The sequence below is a fragment of the Roseibium porphyridii genome, assembly GCF_026191725.2.
Classification (GTDB): Bacteria; Pseudomonadota; Alphaproteobacteria; order Rhizobiales; family Stappiaceae; genus Roseibium; species Roseibium porphyridii.
Genome location: NZ_CP120863.1, coordinates 5,216,405 through 5,234,519, shown reverse-complemented (window position 1 = coordinate 5,234,519; position 18,115 = coordinate 5,216,405). Strand labels below are relative to the sequence as shown.

General features: G+C 55.8%; 15 protein-coding genes. 8 read left to right on the top strand and 7 right to left on the bottom strand.

The window, feature by feature from the left end:
- Positions 1–96: 96 nt before the first annotated feature.
- The gene (locus K1718_RS24085) at positions 97–1,002 is read left to right on the top strand and encodes a LysR family transcriptional regulator (protein ID WP_152503495.1); all 906 of its coding nucleotides are present in this window, start codon (positions 97–99) and stop codon (positions 1,000–1,002) included.
- A 330-nt stretch (positions 1,003–1,332) separates the two neighbouring features.
- Here the strand turns inward: K1718_RS24085 and K1718_RS24080 are convergent, their stop codons facing one another.
- On the bottom strand, positions 1,333–3,444 hold the full coding sequence (locus K1718_RS24080) for a mechanosensitive ion channel family protein (protein ID WP_285806041.1): 2,112 nt from the start codon (positions 3,442–3,444) through the stop codon (positions 1,333–1,335).
- A 360-nt stretch (positions 3,445–3,804) separates the two neighbouring features.
- On the opposite strand from K1718_RS24080, the gene K1718_RS24075 reads away from it, so the two are divergent.
- The 3 genes from K1718_RS24075 to K1718_RS24065 are packed head-to-tail and all read left to right on the top strand — an operon-like array spanning position 3,805 to position 6,041.
- Positions 3,805–4,230 (top strand): DUF805 domain-containing protein, encoded by a 426-nt coding sequence (locus K1718_RS24075; RefSeq protein WP_265680566.1) that lies wholly within the window; start codon positions 3,805–3,807, stop codon positions 4,228–4,230.
- 42 nt (positions 4,231–4,272) lie between these two features.
- Positions 4,273–5,448, top strand: coding sequence for a succinyl-diaminopimelate desuccinylase (dapE, locus tag K1718_RS24070; RefSeq protein ID WP_265680567.1), 1,176 nt, complete (start codon positions 4,273–4,275; stop codon positions 5,446–5,448).
- 11 nt (positions 5,449–5,459) lie between these two features.
- On the top strand, positions 5,460–6,041 hold the full coding sequence (locus K1718_RS24065) for a hypothetical protein (protein WP_247649447.1): 582 nt from the start codon (positions 5,460–5,462) through the stop codon (positions 6,039–6,041).
- Between the two features lie 64 nt (positions 6,042–6,105).
- Here K1718_RS24065 and dapD read toward each other — a convergent pair whose 3' ends face one another.
- Positions 6,106–6,957, bottom strand: a complete 852-nt coding sequence (gene dapD / locus K1718_RS24060) for a 2,3,4,5-tetrahydropyridine-2,6-dicarboxylate N-succinyltransferase (RefSeq protein WP_152503491.1) — start codon at positions 6,955–6,957, stop codon at positions 6,106–6,108.
- A 264-nt stretch (positions 6,958–7,221) separates the two neighbouring features.
- Between dapD and K1718_RS24055 the strand changes: the two genes are divergently transcribed.
- Positions 7,222–8,127 (top strand): DMT family transporter, encoded by a 906-nt coding sequence (locus tag K1718_RS24055; protein WP_265680568.1) that lies wholly within the window; start codon positions 7,222–7,224, stop codon positions 8,125–8,127.
- Here K1718_RS24055 and K1718_RS24050 read toward each other — a convergent pair.
- Together K1718_RS24050 and K1718_RS24045 are read right to left on the bottom strand one after the other, a co-directional pair.
- Positions 8,111–9,337: an MFS transporter gene (locus tag K1718_RS24050; protein WP_265680569.1), complete on the bottom strand. Its 1,227-nt coding sequence runs from the start codon at positions 9,335–9,337 to the stop codon at positions 8,111–8,113. The two genes, K1718_RS24055 and K1718_RS24050, sit on opposite strands and share 17 nt — an antisense overlap.
- The gene (locus tag K1718_RS24045) at positions 9,334–9,744 is read right to left on the bottom strand and encodes a VOC family protein (protein ID WP_265680570.1); all 411 of its coding nucleotides are present in this window, start codon (positions 9,742–9,744) and stop codon (positions 9,334–9,336) included. The genes K1718_RS24050 and K1718_RS24045 overlap by 4 nt, the downstream gene beginning before the upstream one ends.
- A gap of 96 nt (positions 9,745–9,840) precedes the next feature.
- On the opposite strand from K1718_RS24045, the gene K1718_RS24040 reads away from it, so the two are divergent.
- Positions 9,841–10,683, top strand: a complete 843-nt coding sequence (locus K1718_RS24040) for a LysR family transcriptional regulator (protein ID WP_152503487.1) — start codon at positions 9,841–9,843, stop codon at positions 10,681–10,683.
- An 81-nt stretch (positions 10,684–10,764) separates the two neighbouring features.
- On the opposite strand, the gene K1718_RS24035 is transcribed toward K1718_RS24040, so the two are convergent.
- Positions 10,765–11,592: an NAD(P)H-binding protein gene (locus K1718_RS24035; RefSeq protein ID WP_265680571.1), complete on the bottom strand. Its 828-nt coding sequence runs from the start codon at positions 11,590–11,592 to the stop codon at positions 10,765–10,767.
- A 105-nt stretch (positions 11,593–11,697) separates the two neighbouring features.
- A complete protein-coding gene (locus K1718_RS24030; protein ID WP_265680572.1) occupies positions 11,698–12,735 on the bottom strand; it encodes an AraC family transcriptional regulator in 1,038 nt (345 codons plus the stop codon).
- A 263-nt stretch (positions 12,736–12,998) separates the two neighbouring features.
- Here K1718_RS24030 and K1718_RS24025 point away from each other — a divergent pair, with 263 nt between their 5' ends.
- Positions 12,999–16,256 carry a hypothetical protein gene (locus tag K1718_RS24025; RefSeq protein WP_265680573.1) on the top strand — a complete coding sequence of 1,086 codons (3,258 nt, stop codon included), beginning with the start codon at positions 12,999–13,001 and terminating at the stop codon, positions 16,254–16,256.
- Positions 16,257–16,416: 160 nt separating this feature from the next.
- A complete protein-coding gene (locus K1718_RS24020) occupies positions 16,417–17,046 on the top strand; it encodes a class I SAM-dependent DNA methyltransferase (protein WP_265680574.1) in 630 nt (209 codons plus the stop codon).
- Positions 17,047–17,080: 34 nt separating this feature from the next.
- On the opposite strand, the gene K1718_RS24015 is transcribed toward K1718_RS24020, so the two are convergent.
- Positions 17,081–18,103 carry a permease gene (locus K1718_RS24015; RefSeq protein ID WP_265680575.1) on the bottom strand — a complete coding sequence of 341 codons (1,023 nt, stop codon included), beginning with the start codon at positions 18,101–18,103 and terminating at the stop codon, positions 17,081–17,083.
- Positions 18,104–18,115 lie beyond the last annotated feature (12 nt).

Genomic DNA, 18,115 nt, shown 5'->3' with positions numbered 1-18,115 from the left:
TTTTCTTTTCAGCCTAGACGGAGCGTTAGCGCTGCGAATAGAATTTGTTTCGGCGCATAGCGATGCCTTTTTTGCATCACCTAAGGACCTCCTCGAATGCACAGCAAGTTTTTGAGCTATTTTGATGAAGTCGCTCGGCAAGGATCGATCCGGCGGGCTGCAGCTGTTCTGCACGTGTCCTCGTCCTCCGTTAATCGCAAGATCCTTGATATCGAAGAACGATTGGGGGTCAGATTGTTTGACAGGCATGCAGAAGGTGTTGAGTTGACAGCGGCTGGTGCTGTCGTGCTGGAACACTGCCGACAAACAATCTTCGACTATGAAAAGATCATGCATGTCGTCGCCGACATTCGAGAGATGCGCGCAGGGCACATCGATATTGCATCCTTGGACTCTGTAGCGCTCAGTTTGTTGCCTTCAACGATTGATCAATTTTCCCGTGACTATCCGAGCATCACCTATACGATCCGCACGGCTCAGCCGGACAACATTGTCCGGGCCGTTGCGGAAGGAGAGGCGGGGATCGGCATTTCATTTAGCAATGACCTGCACCCCGGTGTCCGCGTGCACACTGAGAAATCTGCACCGATTGGCGCGATACTGAACAACGACCACCCGCTTGCAGAACGCGATGCGCTGGAAATCGAAGATCTCATCCCATTTCCTCTAATACGGTCCTACGACGCGCTGTCGGAACGATCCCTGGTCAATCTTGCTCTTGCCGACAATACCATCCCGCTCAAGACGGCCTGTTTCACGAATTCGCTTCCGCTCGCAAGGTCGATGATCTTGAAGGGTCATGGCATTGGGCTCTATTCCAAGATCGGTTTTCTGGATGAAATCGAAGCAGGAAAACTGCGTTATATTCACTTGAAGTCGAACTTCTTGAAGGACCTGAAAATCGGCCTGCTTATCCCGTCGCGCAGCAATCAGACGCCTGTCGAAAACGCGCTTTGCCGGATACTCTCCAAGTCTCTTAGAATACTTCGTCTGGATTCTTAGGCTCTCAGAATTTGCTTCTGCAGCCAGCTCAAATGTCAAAACTGAAAATGTGCATCACCAGCACATTCGAAATGATATCGATCTCTCTACAGATAACCGGCAAGAAGTTTCGTTTTGACGCTTTTTCCCAAAACGCAACAGTCTACATCCGGCTTCAAAGTTGTCGACGGAATTTGACCCTAACGCGACCGCATCAAACGTCGCATGGGCACTCTGAGGCATAGGTCACCAATTGCAGATCCTGAATTGGTGACCAGTTTGGTTCGAACAAACGCTGCCGTCGCTGCTTTGACTGCAGGCCGAGAATTGGGATGCCTTGAACCCGCTGCGCTATTGTGCTGCGGGTTTCGTTTCTGTGGCGGCGGCGGCTGCGGCACCGGCGGCGACTGCTTCCTTCTGCTTGTCGTCCAGGTCCGTGTTTTCGGGTAGCTGTACACGCACTTCCTTGCGGGCAAACTGGATGCCGTTTTCCTCAAAGACCTGTTGGACGCGTTTGTAGATCTCCTTGCGCACACCGAACTGCTTGCCGGGTTTCGTGGTGAACTTGCCGCGCACGACGATGCCGACATCGTCGACATCGGCAACGCCCTGGCCTTTGAAAGGTGCCAGAATGTCTTCTTTGAACTCCTCCATCTCCATGATGTCCTGGCCGATCCGCTTGAAGAGCTTGCGCACCTTTTCAACGTCCGTATCGAAGGGCACGGTGAATTTCAGCTTCATGATCACCCAGTCGCGGGAGAGGTTGGTGAGTTTCGGAATCTCGCCGTAAGGGACGATATGAACCGCGCCGCGCGTACCGCGCAGTTGCAGCGAGCGGATCGAGATCTTCTCGATGGAACCCTGGGTTCCGCCGGTGTCGATGAACTCGCCAAGACGGAATGCATCGTCCATCAGGAAGAAGATGCCCGAGACCACGTCCTTGACCAGTGTCTGTGCGCCAAACCCGACCGCAAGACCCACGACACCTGCACCCGCCAGAAGCGGTGTGATGTTGATGCCGAGCTGACTGAGGGCCAGCAATGCCGTCAGGACCAAAATGGTGATCTGCAGGATAATCCGGATGAGCGGCAGGATGGTTGCTGTGCGCGATTTACCGGCTCCTCCCATTTCGGCGTCGTCATCTTCCGACTGGGCCGGCGGCGAGTCCTTGGCCAACTGATGAGCAACCCAGAGATTGGTGATCTCCCAGGCGAGATAGCCCGCGGCAAGGATCAGCAGAAAGATGACGCTGTTGCGTGCAACGGCCGACCCGTCATTGGCACCGAGTGCCAGAAGGTTGAGACCGTAAATGCGGCCGACCATGAGAACTAGGAATGCAAGGAGTGCGACACGGGCAATGCGAACATAGCTGTGCCGGGTCTGCATGTGTGCGGCCTCGGCGACCGGTCCGTCACCCTGCATGGGGGGCACGACATGAGAGACAATGCCGCGCACCATCGTGTCAAGGAAAGGTGCAAAGACCACAAGCGCGATCACGGCCAGCGAGCGACCGGCGGTGAGGGCTTCGACACCCATGCTTGCTGTAAACTGAACAAGAAGCCAGTTGAAGGCGATAAAGGCCATGGAAAAATACGGCCAGAACCGGGCCATGCGTTCCAGGCCGGACGTCGTGTCGCCGTCATCGCCAAGGATGATGTTGGTCAATCCGTGACGCGCTTTCCAGATCACGGCAATGATCCAGGCGTTGACACCGAAACCGACAAAAAAGCGGAAGGTTCCACCGGCATCTTGCCCTGCGACCTGCATGATGTTGCGCAGGAAAAAGGCAACGCCGACCACGGCAAAGAGTGTGGTAAAGCTGCGGTAAAGCGACTTGGCTGTTTCGTCGTCTGCGGTCACGAGGCGCAACTCGCTTCTGTGCGGTGCGAGTGCAAAACGCAATAGTGCGGCTACGAGGCGCGGCAGGAAAACGATCCAGAAAACGGCTTGCAAGGCAACGCTGCGCGTGGCCGGATCAAAGACGGCCGCGCGCGCAACGATTACGGCCACAATTGCAAAAACCAGCAAGCCGCCGAGATCGAGCCCTGCACGCGTTGACACCAGCTTTACGGTTTCAAAAAGACTTTCCGGTGACCGTGCCTGGATTTTGTCGCGCCGGGCGGCAGTAAGGCGGTTGACCAGAAACTCTGCGGCAAAGCCTGCGGCGAGGATCAGCGCGATAGAGCCGATCAGGATATGAATAGGACCTCCGACGGACCCTGCGAGCAGCGCCGCGATGCCTGCAAAGAGACCGGTAAAGAGAGCCGGAAGGTTTTTGAAGTGACCCACGACCATGTCACCGAATCCGCTGAACGCTGATTGAAGCTGCTCGAGCAGACTTGGTTGAGGTTCACCCAGTGATGTGACCGAGGTCTTGTTGGCGGCACTTTCTTGCAACAGCAGCATCAGATCGGTGAGGGCTTCCACCTGCTCGGGGTCGAGATCCGAAACGAGTTTTTCCATCGCCGTTGGCTGCAGTGGTTCAGGCAGAGACGAGGCTGTGTCCTGGGCGTGTGCCGGTAAACTGGTAAAAAGAGCGATGGTGAGAAAAAGTGTGAGTGCACAAGATGTTATTTTGGCTTTCCAGACGCCGGTCATAAGCATACCCCCTCGGTGGCTCTGACTGTTATGCCCACAACTTAGACATGCCCGATCAGCAAAATCCATAAAATTTCCCTCGCGTTATTCCCCTGATCGACATTTCTTTGCCTGCGGATCGGCGACGGCCTCGGAAATGCCGCAGCAGGATCGCATGACAGAGCTTGATCCGGGCAGCTTATGCGTCTACCTCCTTGCCAGAACGATCAATGAAAGCGGCACTGAATGAACACCCCTCCGCAGAGCGCTAACATAACCCCCGGCCCCATCTGGGCACTGTTAAGTCCAATCGGGCGTATGGGACGGGAACCCTATTGGCTCAGCTTTGCGCTGGTGTGGATCATCATCGGCATCGCCATCCGGCTTTGGTGGATTTCCTCGCTTGTCGAAATCACGCCTGAAACGGTATCGCCAGCTGCCTTTGCGGAATCAAATGCGCTGTTTCCAATTCTCTTTTTCGTGTTGCAATGGTTCGAGTTGGCACTTGTGATCAAGCGGCTGCAAGACATCGGTCAAAGCGGGTTCCTCGCATTGCTGATCTTCGTACCCATTTTGAACGTGCTCATGGTGGTCTTCTTGGGGTTTGTTCCAAGTCAGTCGGACGCAAACCGCCACGGGCCGTTGCCAAACAGCTATTGGCGCAAAAGCTGACTATCCTCGATGACACCGAATTGACAAAAGAGCCTGAATTCCATGCCTTCCAACGCCGTCGCCATTGCCCAGGATCTGATCCGTTGTCCTTCGGTCACGCCAGCTGAGGGAGGGGCCCTGACGACACTTGAAAATCTGCTGACGTCGGCCGGGTTTGAAGTCACTCGGGTCACGTTTCAGGATGAGGATACGCCGGACGTCGAAAACCTTTTCGCAACGATCGGTTCCGGGAAACCGCATTTCGTGTTTGCCGGGCATACGGATGTTGTGCCCGCCGGTGCGGAAAATGACTGGAGCCACGGGCCATTTGCCGGAACTATACATGACGGCGTTTTGTTCGGACGTGGCGCTGTCGATATGAAGGGTGGCATCGCTGCTTTTGCAGCCGCCGCGATTGATCTGGTGCAGGAACTCGGCAAGGACTTCGGTGGAACGATTTCATTGCTGATCACAGGCGATGAAGAAGGTCCTGCGGTTAACGGCACCGTCAAGTTGTTGGAATGGGCCAAGGCTGAAGGTCATGAATTTGATGCCTGCATTGTCGGCGAGCCCACCAATCCTGCCAAACTGGGAGATGCCATCAAGGTTGGTCGCCGCGGCTCTCTTTCAGGGATCGTGACCGTGTCCGGAACCCAGGGGCACGCCGCCTATCCGCATCTTGCCGACAATCCCATACCCGGCCTTGTGCAGCTGCTTGCTGCGCTCAATGCACTTGAGCTGGACAAGGGCAACGAAAGATTTCAGCCCTCCAATCTCGAAGTCGTGACGGTAGATGTTGGCAACACGGCTTTCAATGTAATTCCGGCTCGGGCCGAGGCACGCTTCAACATTCGCTACAATGACGAGTGGACGCTGTCGACGCTACAGGCCAAGGTCCGGGAGACGCTGGAAAGTGTGGATCTCGGGTCCTTGAACCTGGAGCTTGTGTTCAAGCGAGATGCCAGCGAATCCTTCCTGACGCGGGACGAAAAACTGATTGCTGACCTCAGCGATGCGGTCCGGGAAGAAACGGGGCGTGTTCCGGAACTTTCCACGGGTGGCGGAACATCCGATGCACGGTTCATCAAGAATTATTGCCCGGTGGTTGAATTCGGCCTTGTCGGTCAGACAATGCACAAGGTGGACGAGTGCGTTGCAGTCGATGACCTTGACCAGCTGACGACGATCTATAAACGATTTCTGGTCAGCTATTTTGCACAATCTGCGGGAGCGGACTGACATTGATCACGATGGGTGAAATTCGTGCAGCGCTTGACGGCTCGTGGCTTTTGCTGCGCAGCCGCCCGGAAGGCATGGCGTTTTTTGACCAATCCCTTCAAGGCTTCTGGAGATCGTTTCTTGTGATTTTTCTGCTCGTGCCAGCGTTTTTGGCAAGCGGGCTGACTGAGAAGAAGCTCTTTCTTATCCAGAACCTCTATCATCCAGACCTCTTTCCCGACGGTGCCTATTGGACGGCTCAACTGGTCGGTCTCAGCATGGACTGGCTCGCTCTGCCGCTGCTTCTTGCCGTGGTCGCGGTCCCCATCGGCATTTCGCACCGATATGTGCCGTTTATTGTCGTGCGCAACTGGACCAGCCTTCTGGCATCCATGCCTTATCTGATCACCTATCTCTTGTTCCTGATGGGTTTCATCTCGCCCGCGATTACGGTTCTCCTGTCGCTTAGCTGTTTGGTGGCAATTGTCTGGTACCGGTACCTGATCGCCCGCATTGCGCTGCAGGCAACCATCAGTGTTTCCATTGGTGTGGTTGTGCTTGATCTGCTGCTGACGCTTGTCATCGGGCAGCTTGTCGGCCTCATGTGGGGATAGCAAAAAAACCCGCCGTTGGAACGGCGGGTTCGATGTCAGATCAGCAATGGCTCGGCGTTGCGCTTCAGTCGCGCAACAGCTCATTGATCGCTGTCTTTGAGCGTGTCCGTTCATCAACGGTTTTGACGATCACGGCGCAGTAGAGGTTCGGTGCCGCCTCGCCGTTGCCCATGAGGCTTGAGGTCGGCATGGAACCGGCAACGACCACCGAATAGGGGGGCACTTCACCATATGTGACTTCGCCCGTCATGCGGTTGACGATCCGGGTCGACTTGCCGATGAAAACACCCATGCCGAGAACGGACCCTTCGCGGACGATACAGCCTTCAACCACTTCGGAACGCGCGCCGATAAAGCAGTTGTCTTCAATGATGACGGGGCCAGCCTGAAGTGGCTCAAGCACTCCGCCGATTCCAACGCCGCCAGACAGGTGCACGTTCTTGCCGATCTGTGCGCAGGATCCGACTGTCGCCCAGGTGTCAACCATCGTACCTTCATCGACATAGGCACCAAGATTGACAAAAGACGGCATCAAAACGACGCCCTTGCCGATAAAGGCGGAGCGGCGGACAGTGCAATTCGGCACAGCACGAAAACCGGCGCTCTCAAATTCGTTTCCGCCCCAACCGTCAAACTTGGAAGGAACCTTGTCCCACCAGGTGGCATCTCCCGGTCCACCCTTGATGATGTCCATCGGGTTCAGACGGAAGGAAAGCAGAACCGCCTTCTTCGCCCACTGGTTGACCACCCAGTCACCATCCTTTTGTTCCGCGACCCGCAGCTCGCCCCGATCCAGAAGAGTCAATGTGGTTTCAACCGCATCGCGCACCTCACCGGTTGTTGAGGTGTCGATTGTCGCGCGATCTTCAAAGGCCGCGTCGATGGTTTGAGACAGGGAAGCGAGATCCTGGGTCATGTGTGCGAAGGTCTCCGAAGGTTGGTAAAAGCTGGCCGGACCTAAGCTGGCTGGCAAGGTGCTGTCAAGCACAGCTGCGCCTGTAGCTGTTCCAGGAGCGGCGCTCAGGTGTCCCTTCCGATGCTTTTTGTGCCCGGCAGGTGAAACAGGGAAATCTGTAATAGTTGAGAAAAAATAATCAAATTAGGAAAAAAGTGGCAATTTTTAGTGACTGTTAGATGTGTATGATGATGCAAATTCAATTAATTTGAGGAAGCCGGTTCCATGGAGTTATGGATTCCGATCACTGTTGCCGCAGCGTTCTGCCAGAACCTGCGTACCGCCATGCAGAAACACCTGAAGGGCCAGCTCGGTACGACAGGTGCGACCTTTGTGCGGTTTGGTTACGGGCTTCCCTTCGCGTTCCTCTATGCGCTCGTGCTGCATTTCGTGTTTGGCTTTCCTGTGCCTTCACTCAACGCCACAATGCTGATTGCCGGCGCACTGGGCGGTCTGGCTCAGATCCTGGGCACGTTCCTGCTGGTTTATCTGTTTTCGTTTCGAAATTTTGCGGTCGGAACGGCCTATTCCAAAACGGAACCAATCCAGGCGGCCCTGTTCGGGTTTCTGGTCCTGGGGGAACATATCTCTCTTGCGGTAGCCATCTGCATCCTGATCGGCATTATCGGCGTCGTCATGATCTCGCTTGCCCGCGTGCCATTGACCGTTTCTGCGGTCCGCTCGTCGCTGGCCGGGCGCCCCGCGCTTATCGGTCTGGCGTCAGCGGCGTTTTTCGGCGCATCCGCGGTTGCCTACCGAACGGCATCCCTTTCCTTGGAAGGGACGGGGGTGCCGATGCAGGCCGCCTGTGCCCTGGTCTTTGCGACGCTGTTCCAGACGATCGTGATGGTCAGCTGGATGTCGCTGCGCGATCCGGATCAACTGAAAGCCAGCCTAAAGGCCTGGCGCGCTGCCGTCTGGGTCGGCGCATCCGGTGTGGCCGGTTCAATCGGCTGGTTCACGGCAATGACGTTGCAAAATGTCGCCTATGTTCGCGCGCTTGCTCAGATAGAGCTGGTGTTTACATTTCTTGTGTCCTGGTTGGTCTTCAAGGAAGTCATTTCGCGTTCAGAAATTTTCGGCTGCCTGATGATCGTTGCAGCTGTTGTCGGGATCATTCTGCTCGGGTAGCGGAGCGGCGGGCCCTGTTTTCCGGTTCCAGGTCGGGGGACGTATGCGTGGTGTTGCCATAGCTCGGCGTGTGCACGGCGAGCTTGGGAGCCAGAAGCACCGCCAGCAGGGCCAGCAGGGCAAGCATCAGGAACGCGCTGTGTAGTCCGGCAAAGCTGGCAACGAAACCCACCAGCGGCGGACCCAGTAGCATTCCGCCATAGGCCAGCGTGGAGACAGCGGCTATTGCGTGACCGGGTTGTATCCTTTCGTCATTGGCCGCACGCGCAAAAACCAGCGGCATGACGACGGCATAACCAATTCCGACAAGGCTAAAACCGATCAAGCTAACTCCCAGCGTACTGGATGATACGGTCAGGAAAAGACCGGCGCAGGCAATGCCGCCACTCAGTCTCGTGGTCAGCGCAGGGCCGAGCGATGTGACGATACGGCTTCCCGCCAGTCGGGTGGCAACCATCGCGGCGCTGAATGCCGCATAACCGAGTGCTGCCTGTGCTTCACTTGTACCGGTACTGGCCTTCAAGAATACAGCACTCCAGTCTGCCATTGCGCCTTCACCCATTGAAACAGAAAAGGCGACAAGGCCAACAAGGAGCAGGGTCAACGGGGGCCATTCAAACCGGGATGCTCCCTGGTTGGCAGTGGTTGGCCGAGGCCGTTCGTCCTGAGGTTTCCCGATAGCGGCAAGGGTGAGTGCGGCGCCCAAGACAGAAATCGACGAAAAGTGCGTGAAGGTCGATATTTCCAGGCGTACTGCGAAGTATCCCGTTGTCGCCCCGATCCCGGCCCCAAGGCTGAACATGGCATGGAAAAATGGCATCACGGAACGACAAAGACGCCGTTCCACCTTGGCACCCCAGCCATTCATTGCAACGTCCATGGCACCGTGCAGCATTCCGAAAAGAAACAGGGCGGCAGCAAGCGTTGGCAAAGAGCTCGCTAGCGACACGGTGACGAGCGCCGGACCATAACCCCATGCGCAGATCGTGGTGAGTTTCTGGACGCCCAGCTTTTCCGACAGCATTCCGGCAACTGGAAACGAAACAATTGCACCACCGGCAAGGACAAGCAAAAGGACGCCGAGCGAGGAGCTGTCCAGCGAAAAGGTCTCCTTGATCGCGGGAATCCGGCCTGCCCAAACCCCAAACAGAAGACCGTTGAACGCGAATATGAAAACAACCGCCCACCGTTGCCGTGCGACGCCGGTCATTGCTTGGACAAGGGGGCGCGGCAGATTTCAATCAGGTTTCCATCCGGGTCGGTTACCATGGATTCAAAGAAACCATCTCCGGTCTGTTCCGGCTGCTTGATCACGGCAGACCCCAGATCGCGGGCTTCTTTTGTGAGCGCGATCACATCGTCATCGCTCTCAACCGCGATAGCAAGATGATGCAGGCCCACATGATGAATATCATCGTGGTCTGGTGTGGCGCGTGCAAGAACGCCAGGCATCTGCATGAGCTCCAGCACAGTCTTGTTTTTGAAACGCACCATGTACGAGCGGAAGTTTCTCTCGTCCTGGTACATTTCTCCGGCCTGCGCCTGGAAGAGGGCGACATAAAAGTCTTTCAGTCTTGAAATGTCCTTTGAAAAGAAAGCGATGTGATGAATGTGCATGTGCGGCTCCTGACCGAAAGGGGTGTCGAACTGGACAAATGCTTAGATATCGGTCACAGATTGATCAACAAAAGTTATTGAACTGGTGTTTCAAATTTGAATGACTTGAATTGGGATGATCTGAAGATATTTCGATTGGTGGCGTCGCTTGGAAGCCTTACCCGAGCGGCTGACAAGGCCGGTATTTCTGCTGCGACGGCCGGCCGTAAAGTCCAGAGGCTTGAAGGACATCTGGGTGCGGATCTCTTCAGCAAAACGCAGGCGGGCTACGAGCTGACACAATTCGGGCAGCAACTGCTGGAGCGCACGAGCGCAGTCGCCAGGACCGTCGGGGAATTGAAAAGCTGGCGAGACCGGGTATTGAATCTGCCTCTTGTCACCATCGCTGCGCCGGTGGAAATTCAGTGGCTTCTCTACAGAAGATTCCGTGAGCTCTGGAACCCGAGCGATCCTTTTCGCGTGGCCATCGAGGACTGTGTCGACGCTCACCTTCTGTTGCACAACAAGTCAGTTTTGCTGATTACCCCGGACGCACCGACAACCGGAAATTTGAAGACGGTCCAGATCGGAACGCTCAAGGGACGGCCTTATGTTGCAAAGGCATTCGACCAGAAAACCGACTGCAACTGGATTGGCCTTCATCAACGACCTGGCTCCATGACACTGTCGCAACCCGCTTCATTTGAAGCTGAGGATTGGGTAACGACATGGGCAGCTTCTTTTGATGGGCTTGTTTCACTGGTTCGTGGAAATACGGGACGTGCGCTGCTCCCGGATTTTGTTGGCGCTGAAGACGAGACCCTGGTTCTGGCCGATGACGATGTTCGTTCGTTTGCTTGCCCGCTCTACCTGGCAAGTCACGGAGACGCCAGCGCGAGGATGGAAATCGGCGTGCTCAAGCGTCGGTTGAAAAGCCTGCTCTCAACTGTATTGAAATAGTAGCACCAGTGAGTGCTTGCCTGCTGAAACCGACCCGGTGTTCCGGGTCGGTTTCGTTTGCGGGAACCATTTTGGGTCTGTTCAAGCAGCATCGGTCCATGCACCAGCCTGAGCGGCCTTGACGGTGAACTCCGAAAAATCCCTGGGTTTTTTGCCGATTGCACGTTCGACTCCGTTCGCCAGGTGAGCGTTGCGGCCGTCCAGCGTCTCGCGGGCAATGGCTTCAAAGACGTCTGCTATCGCCGGCCCGGCAACTTCGGCGACGCTTGCACGGAACTCATCGAAGCTGATCGGAATGTGCCGGATTGGGCGACCAAGAGCCGATCCGAGTTCGTCGGCCATTTGCGAGAAAGTCATCAAGCGCGGGCCGGTCACTTCATAGAGTTCATCGGAGTGACGGTCTTCCGTCAGCGCCGCCACGGCGACATCTGCAATATCATCAATATCGATGATTGGCTCCAACACGTCTCCGCCCGGCATTGGCAATACGCCCGCGAGGACCGGCTCACGCAAATAGCCTTCTGAAAAATTTTGCGCAAACCAGGAGGCGCGGATCAGCGTGTAGTCGACACCGGACGCACGGACGGCTTCTTCTCCCTGCATTGCATGGTGTTCCCCGCGTCCTGTCAGCATGACGAGGCGTTCGACACCTGCTGATTTCGCGGCAGCAGCCAAGGCCTCCACCTTTTCAACGGCGCCGGGGACAGCAATGTCGGGGAAGTAGGTGACATAGGCACGATTTACGTTTTCAAGCGCCGGCTTCCATGTCTCCGGGTTGTCCCAGTTAAATGGGATGTCAGCGCCACGCGATCCATGCCGGACCGGCAATCCTTTGTGTTTGAGGAGCGATGCGACGCGTGAGCCTGTTTTGCCGGTTGCACCGATGACGAGAGTTGGTCTTGACTGCATTTGATATCTCCTTCGCTAGAAGCAATTTTCGAAGGAAGGAATAGGAAAATGGGGTGCCGGACGTATTGACCTTGCGTGTCACAGTTTTGGCCTGTCATGCCAATTCTAGGCCTGTGCACTCCGGCGGAAGGAGGCGGGGGTTTCGCCTCGCCAACGCTTGAAGGCACGCGTAAAGGTGCTTTGTTCAGCAAAGCCTGTCAGAAACGCCACTTCTGCAAGAGCATAGTCCGTCCTTAAAAGCAGGCGGACGGCGAGTTCCTGACGGGTTTCATCGACAAGGTCCTGAAAGGCGCGCCCCTGCGCTGCAAGACGCCGTTGCAATGTGCGCGCACTCAGACCCAGATGCGCCGCAACGTCTGCAATACTTGGCACTCCCTGGCTCAACGCCCGAAGGATCAGGGGACGTACGCGTTGTTCGATCTCTTCATTGGCTGGCAAAACCGCAACTTCCTGATCCAGATAAGCATCGAAAAATGCGGAAATACTGGTATCGCCAAGCCGGTTCGGCGCATTCAGGTGTTCAGGTGAAACTTCAAGTGCGTCCCGGTCCGAGCTGAAATGAAGTGGACAACCGAAAAATGCGCGGTGCGCCGAAAGATCATCGGGAGCTGCATGCTTGAAGTGGACAGCCTTGGGCACAAAAGGCTGTACGCTGACCTCGCGGCTTATTTGCGTGATGGCTACGATGGTCTGTTCGTTCGAAATGCGCATACCCAGGCGGCGGTCACCTGTCCGGTGCAGCACCATAAAGTGCCTGCCCTCATCTTCTTCAAGCTCATATGTACTGACACTGGTCAAGACGCGCCCGTAGCGTTCTGAACGCTGGTAGGATCCTCTCAGATCAATAGCTGATTTCCAGGCCAGACCAAAAGCGCCGTAGTCATCGCAGCGCATTGACGAGCCGACACGAATACTGACCGAAGCACCCTCGGGGTCTTCCCGGACCACTCTTTCGCAAAGTGCATAATAAGCGTCGTCGGCAATCATGAACTTGGGATCGATCGCGGCATCCGGATCGACTCCGACGGACCGCAACAAGTGATGCCGGTGCCGCGCCTGATCCGCTTTCGAGCGCGATCCGACATCCACGACTTTTTGAACGAATACTGCCGATATTTGCCCCATGCCCAAACTATAGGGCAACGAATTGAGAGTTCGAGAGCGAACATGGTTACAAGGATTTGAGGACAAGGATTACAGACCTATTGGTTTCCATAGGTTGGCCCTGTCTGATGGCTTGACTAAGCTGAAACTGGGACTGGGCTGTGCCGTTTTTGTAGTCCTTGACTGGCTTTTGAATACCTTCTGTCGGCGAGCTGAGGCGCTCTACAAATTGCCTGGAGACCAATCGCTTTCAGAGCTTTGAGCCTGTTCATTCTCAATGAAACTAATGGAGGCCTCGAGCCTTGAGATTTTGTTTTTTGGTTCTTTTCTTCAGTGTCTTCACTTTGCTTGCGGCACAGGCGCAGGATCCCGATCAGGCCAAGCTCGATGAGATTGCTGCCGACATGAAGCGGGTGACCGAAGCCATTGTCGATGGCAGTATGTCGATCGAGGAGGCCAGCAAACTGCTTGAAGAGTTGGCGGACCTCGATTTCAAGATCCGAACCGGCATTGACATCGGAGCACCTCAACCGGACGAGGTCGAAAGTGAACCTCCGATATTTGCTGCTGATCTCGGACTGGATCCGAACATGGGGTCTGTCGTTCCGGCTGGATCTTTGGTGCGGGTGGACAATGTACCACTCGACTTTGAAGGCAAGATCTGGCTTCGGCCGGAGAAGGGGCCGGATCAGGAAATTGGTGGGCAGCTGGACTTCGACCGGCTGGAATTGGATCCGGGGTCCGGCGCGTCTGCGTGGCTGATCCGGTTACCGTTCGACGTTGAAGGGCCGGCCTATCTTGATTTCGAAGGACTGGCACATCCCGCTATTGCATTCGAAGTCACCGGAGCAGAACCCTTGAGCGGCTCCATCGGGGATCGTTTGGCAATACTGGATTATTTGCTTCGCTTGCGGCTTTCCCGGCTCGGCTGGACGGAAGAAAAGGCGGTCTCGGACTTCCTGAATGCACCGGCGACGCTGCCCGTCGAAGTGTCCCAGCTGGCAATGTACTATTTCGCGATGTTCTCTGATGAGAACCCAATCAATCTTGTTAGTCTGCTGGAAATCGAGCGAGAGCTTTCACCGCAACCGGAGCGCTTCGATCAGGATCTGGCACGCCTGTTCGATTTGTATTTTCCCGCAGCTCTTCTGAGAGATCGCGGAGACCTCAATCTGCAGTCCCCTGTAATTCAACATGCATCGATGCGACCGGTCGCCAAAACAAGAGTATGGCGGGCGTCCACAGGACCGGAGAAAATCTCCTTTGAGCGACTTTTGGAGATGCTGAAGGACAGGGACCTTAAGGAAACAGACAAGAAAGGCTACGACGCCGTTGGCAATTCCCTTTCTGCCACCGGCGCTGGCGCTGTCGCGGGAGGAGGTATTGGTGTGCTGGTTTCCGATGTCCTCTTTTCGGCAGTCAGCAACAAGCTGCGCGAGGAATTGCACAATTTGCCGAAGCATCTTGAGATTAGCGCAGATTTGGAACGTGGCGCGCAGCGCAAGATTAATGACAACAGCTGCATGCCACTGGTCGTGAAGGTCACCGCGTATTCTGATCCGAAAATCGACCTCGTCTACAGTCAGGGCGGTGCGGATGCGGAGCTGATGGCAAAAATCATCATACCGCTTGTTGAGGCAGCGCTTAACCATCCAAAGCTCAAGGGGACGCTCAAGACGCGTCTCAAATCCGCTCGTGCAAATCAGCTGCTGAATGCTGCTGACGGCTTTGAAAAGAAAGTTGGCAATCCATATGGGCGCATTGAACAAGCCACGAAGGCTCAACTTCTCAATATGGCAATCAAGGAAGCCCTATTGGAACTTGAAAAAAGCGGTGGCCCTGCATTTGAAATCCGACGCACGCCAGCCAAGGTCTGGGGTCCAATTACACTGACACCTGAGCAGATCAGCAAGCATGTTGAGCTTCGAACGCACCGGGGCCCTGTAAGCATAGGTAAGGATGGCTGCATTACGGCGTGTTGGCAGGGGAATGAGGAGGCCTTTTCTGTGTCTGCGACACTGCGCGTCAACAAGGACAATGCATTCGGGTATGGCTATCGCGTTGCGCCGAGCCTCGCGCGCGGTCAATTCGCCCCGGCTACCGGCCGTATCAAGCTTGAGGAGGCCACGATTGCACCAGGCGGCGGCATGTCGGTCGCACTGGAAATGGACAATGCCCTTCCAGGCACAGTCCGGTTCGGCGTGATTGGCGACAAAGGCAGTATCGGTCCGGTTGTCGGGCAAACCGGTACCTTCATCGCGCCTGAGACGATCGAGGGGTGTTCGCAACAGATCACTGTGACGGCCCAGTTGGAGCAGGATCCGGACAGCATGTGTGCACCGGCTCCGGTTTTCACCCGCGCAATTGATGTGCGTGATCCGGATGCACGGGTGTTCCTGCCCCAGGAACTGGTTTGTCAAGGCGCAGAAACCCTGCCTTTCTCTGTCGGTAGCCCTAGTGGTGAGGCCGCTTGTTCGGTTGCGGGTGCCGGGTCGGTAAGCGGCTCTGGCAGTGCGTTCACCTATAGCTGTCAGCCCGGCAGGAAGGCGGCAAGCGTCAGATGCACGGATGCCAAGGGTGGCAATTCAAAAAGCTGCGCCCCTGTCATGAATATTCGTTATGTCAAACAACCCGGCATAGCAGCTGCAGCTTATGTGGCAGCCGGTGCCAGCAACAACGCGAACTGGCAGCCCTCCTTTTCCGCAAAGCAGCTGCTGAAACCCCGACTTCGCGTCCTGGCAGATACGGAGCCGCCAAGGCCGGATGAACTTATGATGCCGGGCGGAGATCGTCTGGCAGCGGAATACCGTGAGCCGACGGCTGAAACAGCCGAGCATTTCGAAAGCGTCGTTGCGCCCGTTCGCGCGGAAGAAATTTCACTTTCCCGTTCTGCGCACAGACACAATGCCAATTGGCATCACTCAGAACAGAGCAGCAGCACTCTAACGGCAAATTTCTTCAACACCGACACGCCGGGTCTGTCTGTAAGGGCTTCCATCAAAGAAGACATCCAGACCTTCGAAAGCAACGATGACGCGAAACGGGCAACTGATATACCAAATTCAGAAGTGGATTTTGTGGCCTTTATCCCGATTGACGACGGCGGACCTGAAATCAATGCAGTTGCCATGCTGAATGGTGAAGTGAGCGGACGCGCTGGTTCTATTCTCGTCATGGGCTACAGCGACGATCCGGTCGGACTGTCGTTGCTCCCGCTCACAACGGCCGTACGCATCATTCCTTCCACGCAAGAAGGGCGGCGTGCAGCCCGTTTTGAGAATAGCGTGCTTGGTGGACAGGCACTCGCACCAGCTGCGCCCCACCTCGGACGCAAGAGAGGTTTGTCAACTTTCGTTATCCCTGAAGCTCCTGTCGGAACGCCTCGTGGAATTCTGGTGCAGATCGAAGGCAACAGCGGGCCACAAAACGTGACGAAACGCCAACCAGGTATCCTGAGAAATAGTCCGGCCCTGCTCGGGCGCGGAACCATGATCACTGTCGAGGCCCGCAACTCTATCAACCTCGAGTTAGAGCTTTTGGGAGTGTTCAAATCTGATTGAGTGGTTTGAGCGGATGTTGCGACACATAGGATGTTGCCCGCGCTAACAATACTGAACACCTGCCACGCCTTCACGAGACGGCAGAAACCAAATATGTCTGTTGGTGAGTTCTGACACACTAAGGGCCGCTTTCCGCTTCGTTTCAACTAAAGAGACAGAAGTGACTGGCAAGCGGGCTGCGACCTGGACACCTGGAATGGCCGACGAAGAAACGATACGGATCTACGATGACAAGGCGGGTGACTACGCCAAGCGGTTTGTTACGGATGCTCCCAGTGGCTCATTGTCGAAATTCATGTCGCTTTTGCCTGCCGGTGCAAATGTCCTTGATTGGGGATGCGGTCCGGCGGCGTCATCATTTCACTTGAAGGCTGCTGGCTTTAACCCGGATCCTGTCGACGCTTCTCCGGAGATGGTGGCAATTGCAAATGATAGATTTGGTCTTTCGGCAAGGGTCGGCACGTTTGATGATCCTGTCCCCGAAGGGCGTTATCAGGGCGTTTGGGCAAATTTCAGTCTGTTGCATGCACCCCGCCATGATCTTCCGTCGCATTTGACGAAATTGAACAAAGCGCTCCTTGGAGCAGGCGTTTTTCATATCGGCATGAAGCGTGGCAAAGGGGAAAGCCGGGACAGGTTCGGTCGCTTTTATACCTACTATGAGACAACAGAACTGGCCGGTCTTCTTGAAGACGCCGGATTCGAAATCACGCATCAAACGGAAGGTGAAGAGGCCGGCATGGCAGGCAGTGTCGATCCGTTTGTGCTGATCCTGTCGCGAAAAATCTGAGATGGGCAGATGAGGCTTTGTAACGCCATCGAGACTACACAATCCATTGAAACGCATAGCCTGCGGCAAGTGACCCGAGAACAGCCAGGATCAGGTATAGCAAGAATGGTTTCAGTTTCAGAATTGGGGCAATTGCCATCGCGCCCCAGATGCTGACCACGCCGCCGGAGACCAGAAAAGCCATCGCTGCGCCGGGCGCCATTCCATTGTCGATCAAACCTCTGGTCAGCGGCAGGGCCGCGTATCCATCGATATAAGCCGGTGCACCAACAAAGACGGCTGCCGGGATCGCCCACCATTGATCTTCACCGACGTAAGCGGCAAGCGCGTCCGGCGTAAGCGCGGCGTTCAGGGCATATTCGGCTGCGAATGCGGGAACCAGACAGATGACGATCAATCGTGATGTTGCCAGAAACTGCGCGGCGAACGCGCTCCTGCGCGAGGGTGTCTGCCAGACCCAAGGATCATAACTGACGTCACCGGCACAACGTTTGGTACTCAGCCGTTGAGCGAGCCCGGTATCACGCAACGCAGATTTGGCCCAGGGGCGCTGGGCAAAAAGGGCTGTTATCGCGCCGCCGAACAGTCCAAGGCCAAAGGCGGCAACAGTTTTGCCCACGGCAAAGGATAGTCCGAGTGTTGCAGCCGTGGTTGCAAGCATCGCCGGGTCGGTGACCGGAGACGAAAGCCAGAACGCCATGATCGGGGCAAGGGGCACGCCGGCAGCAAGCAGACCTGCCATCATCGGGAGCACCGTCACACCGCAAACCGGTGTAATTGCTCCGATCAGGGCAGCGGCGAAGATGGTTTTCCCGGTTCGCCCGTCAAATACGCTGGCAATATGGGCATCCGCTCCGCTGGCGATGATCCATGCCGTCAAGAGAATTCCCGGGATGACAATGGGAGCCACACTGATCAACCCCCAGGAAACGAAGACAGCCACGTTCAAGGCCTGTTCCGGCCAGTTGAAACCCGCGGCGATCAGGATCGCAAGACCACAACCGTAAACGGCCAGGTACCTTCTTCTTTGCGTCATCGGGACTGCGTGATCAGCCATGGCGAATTCTCC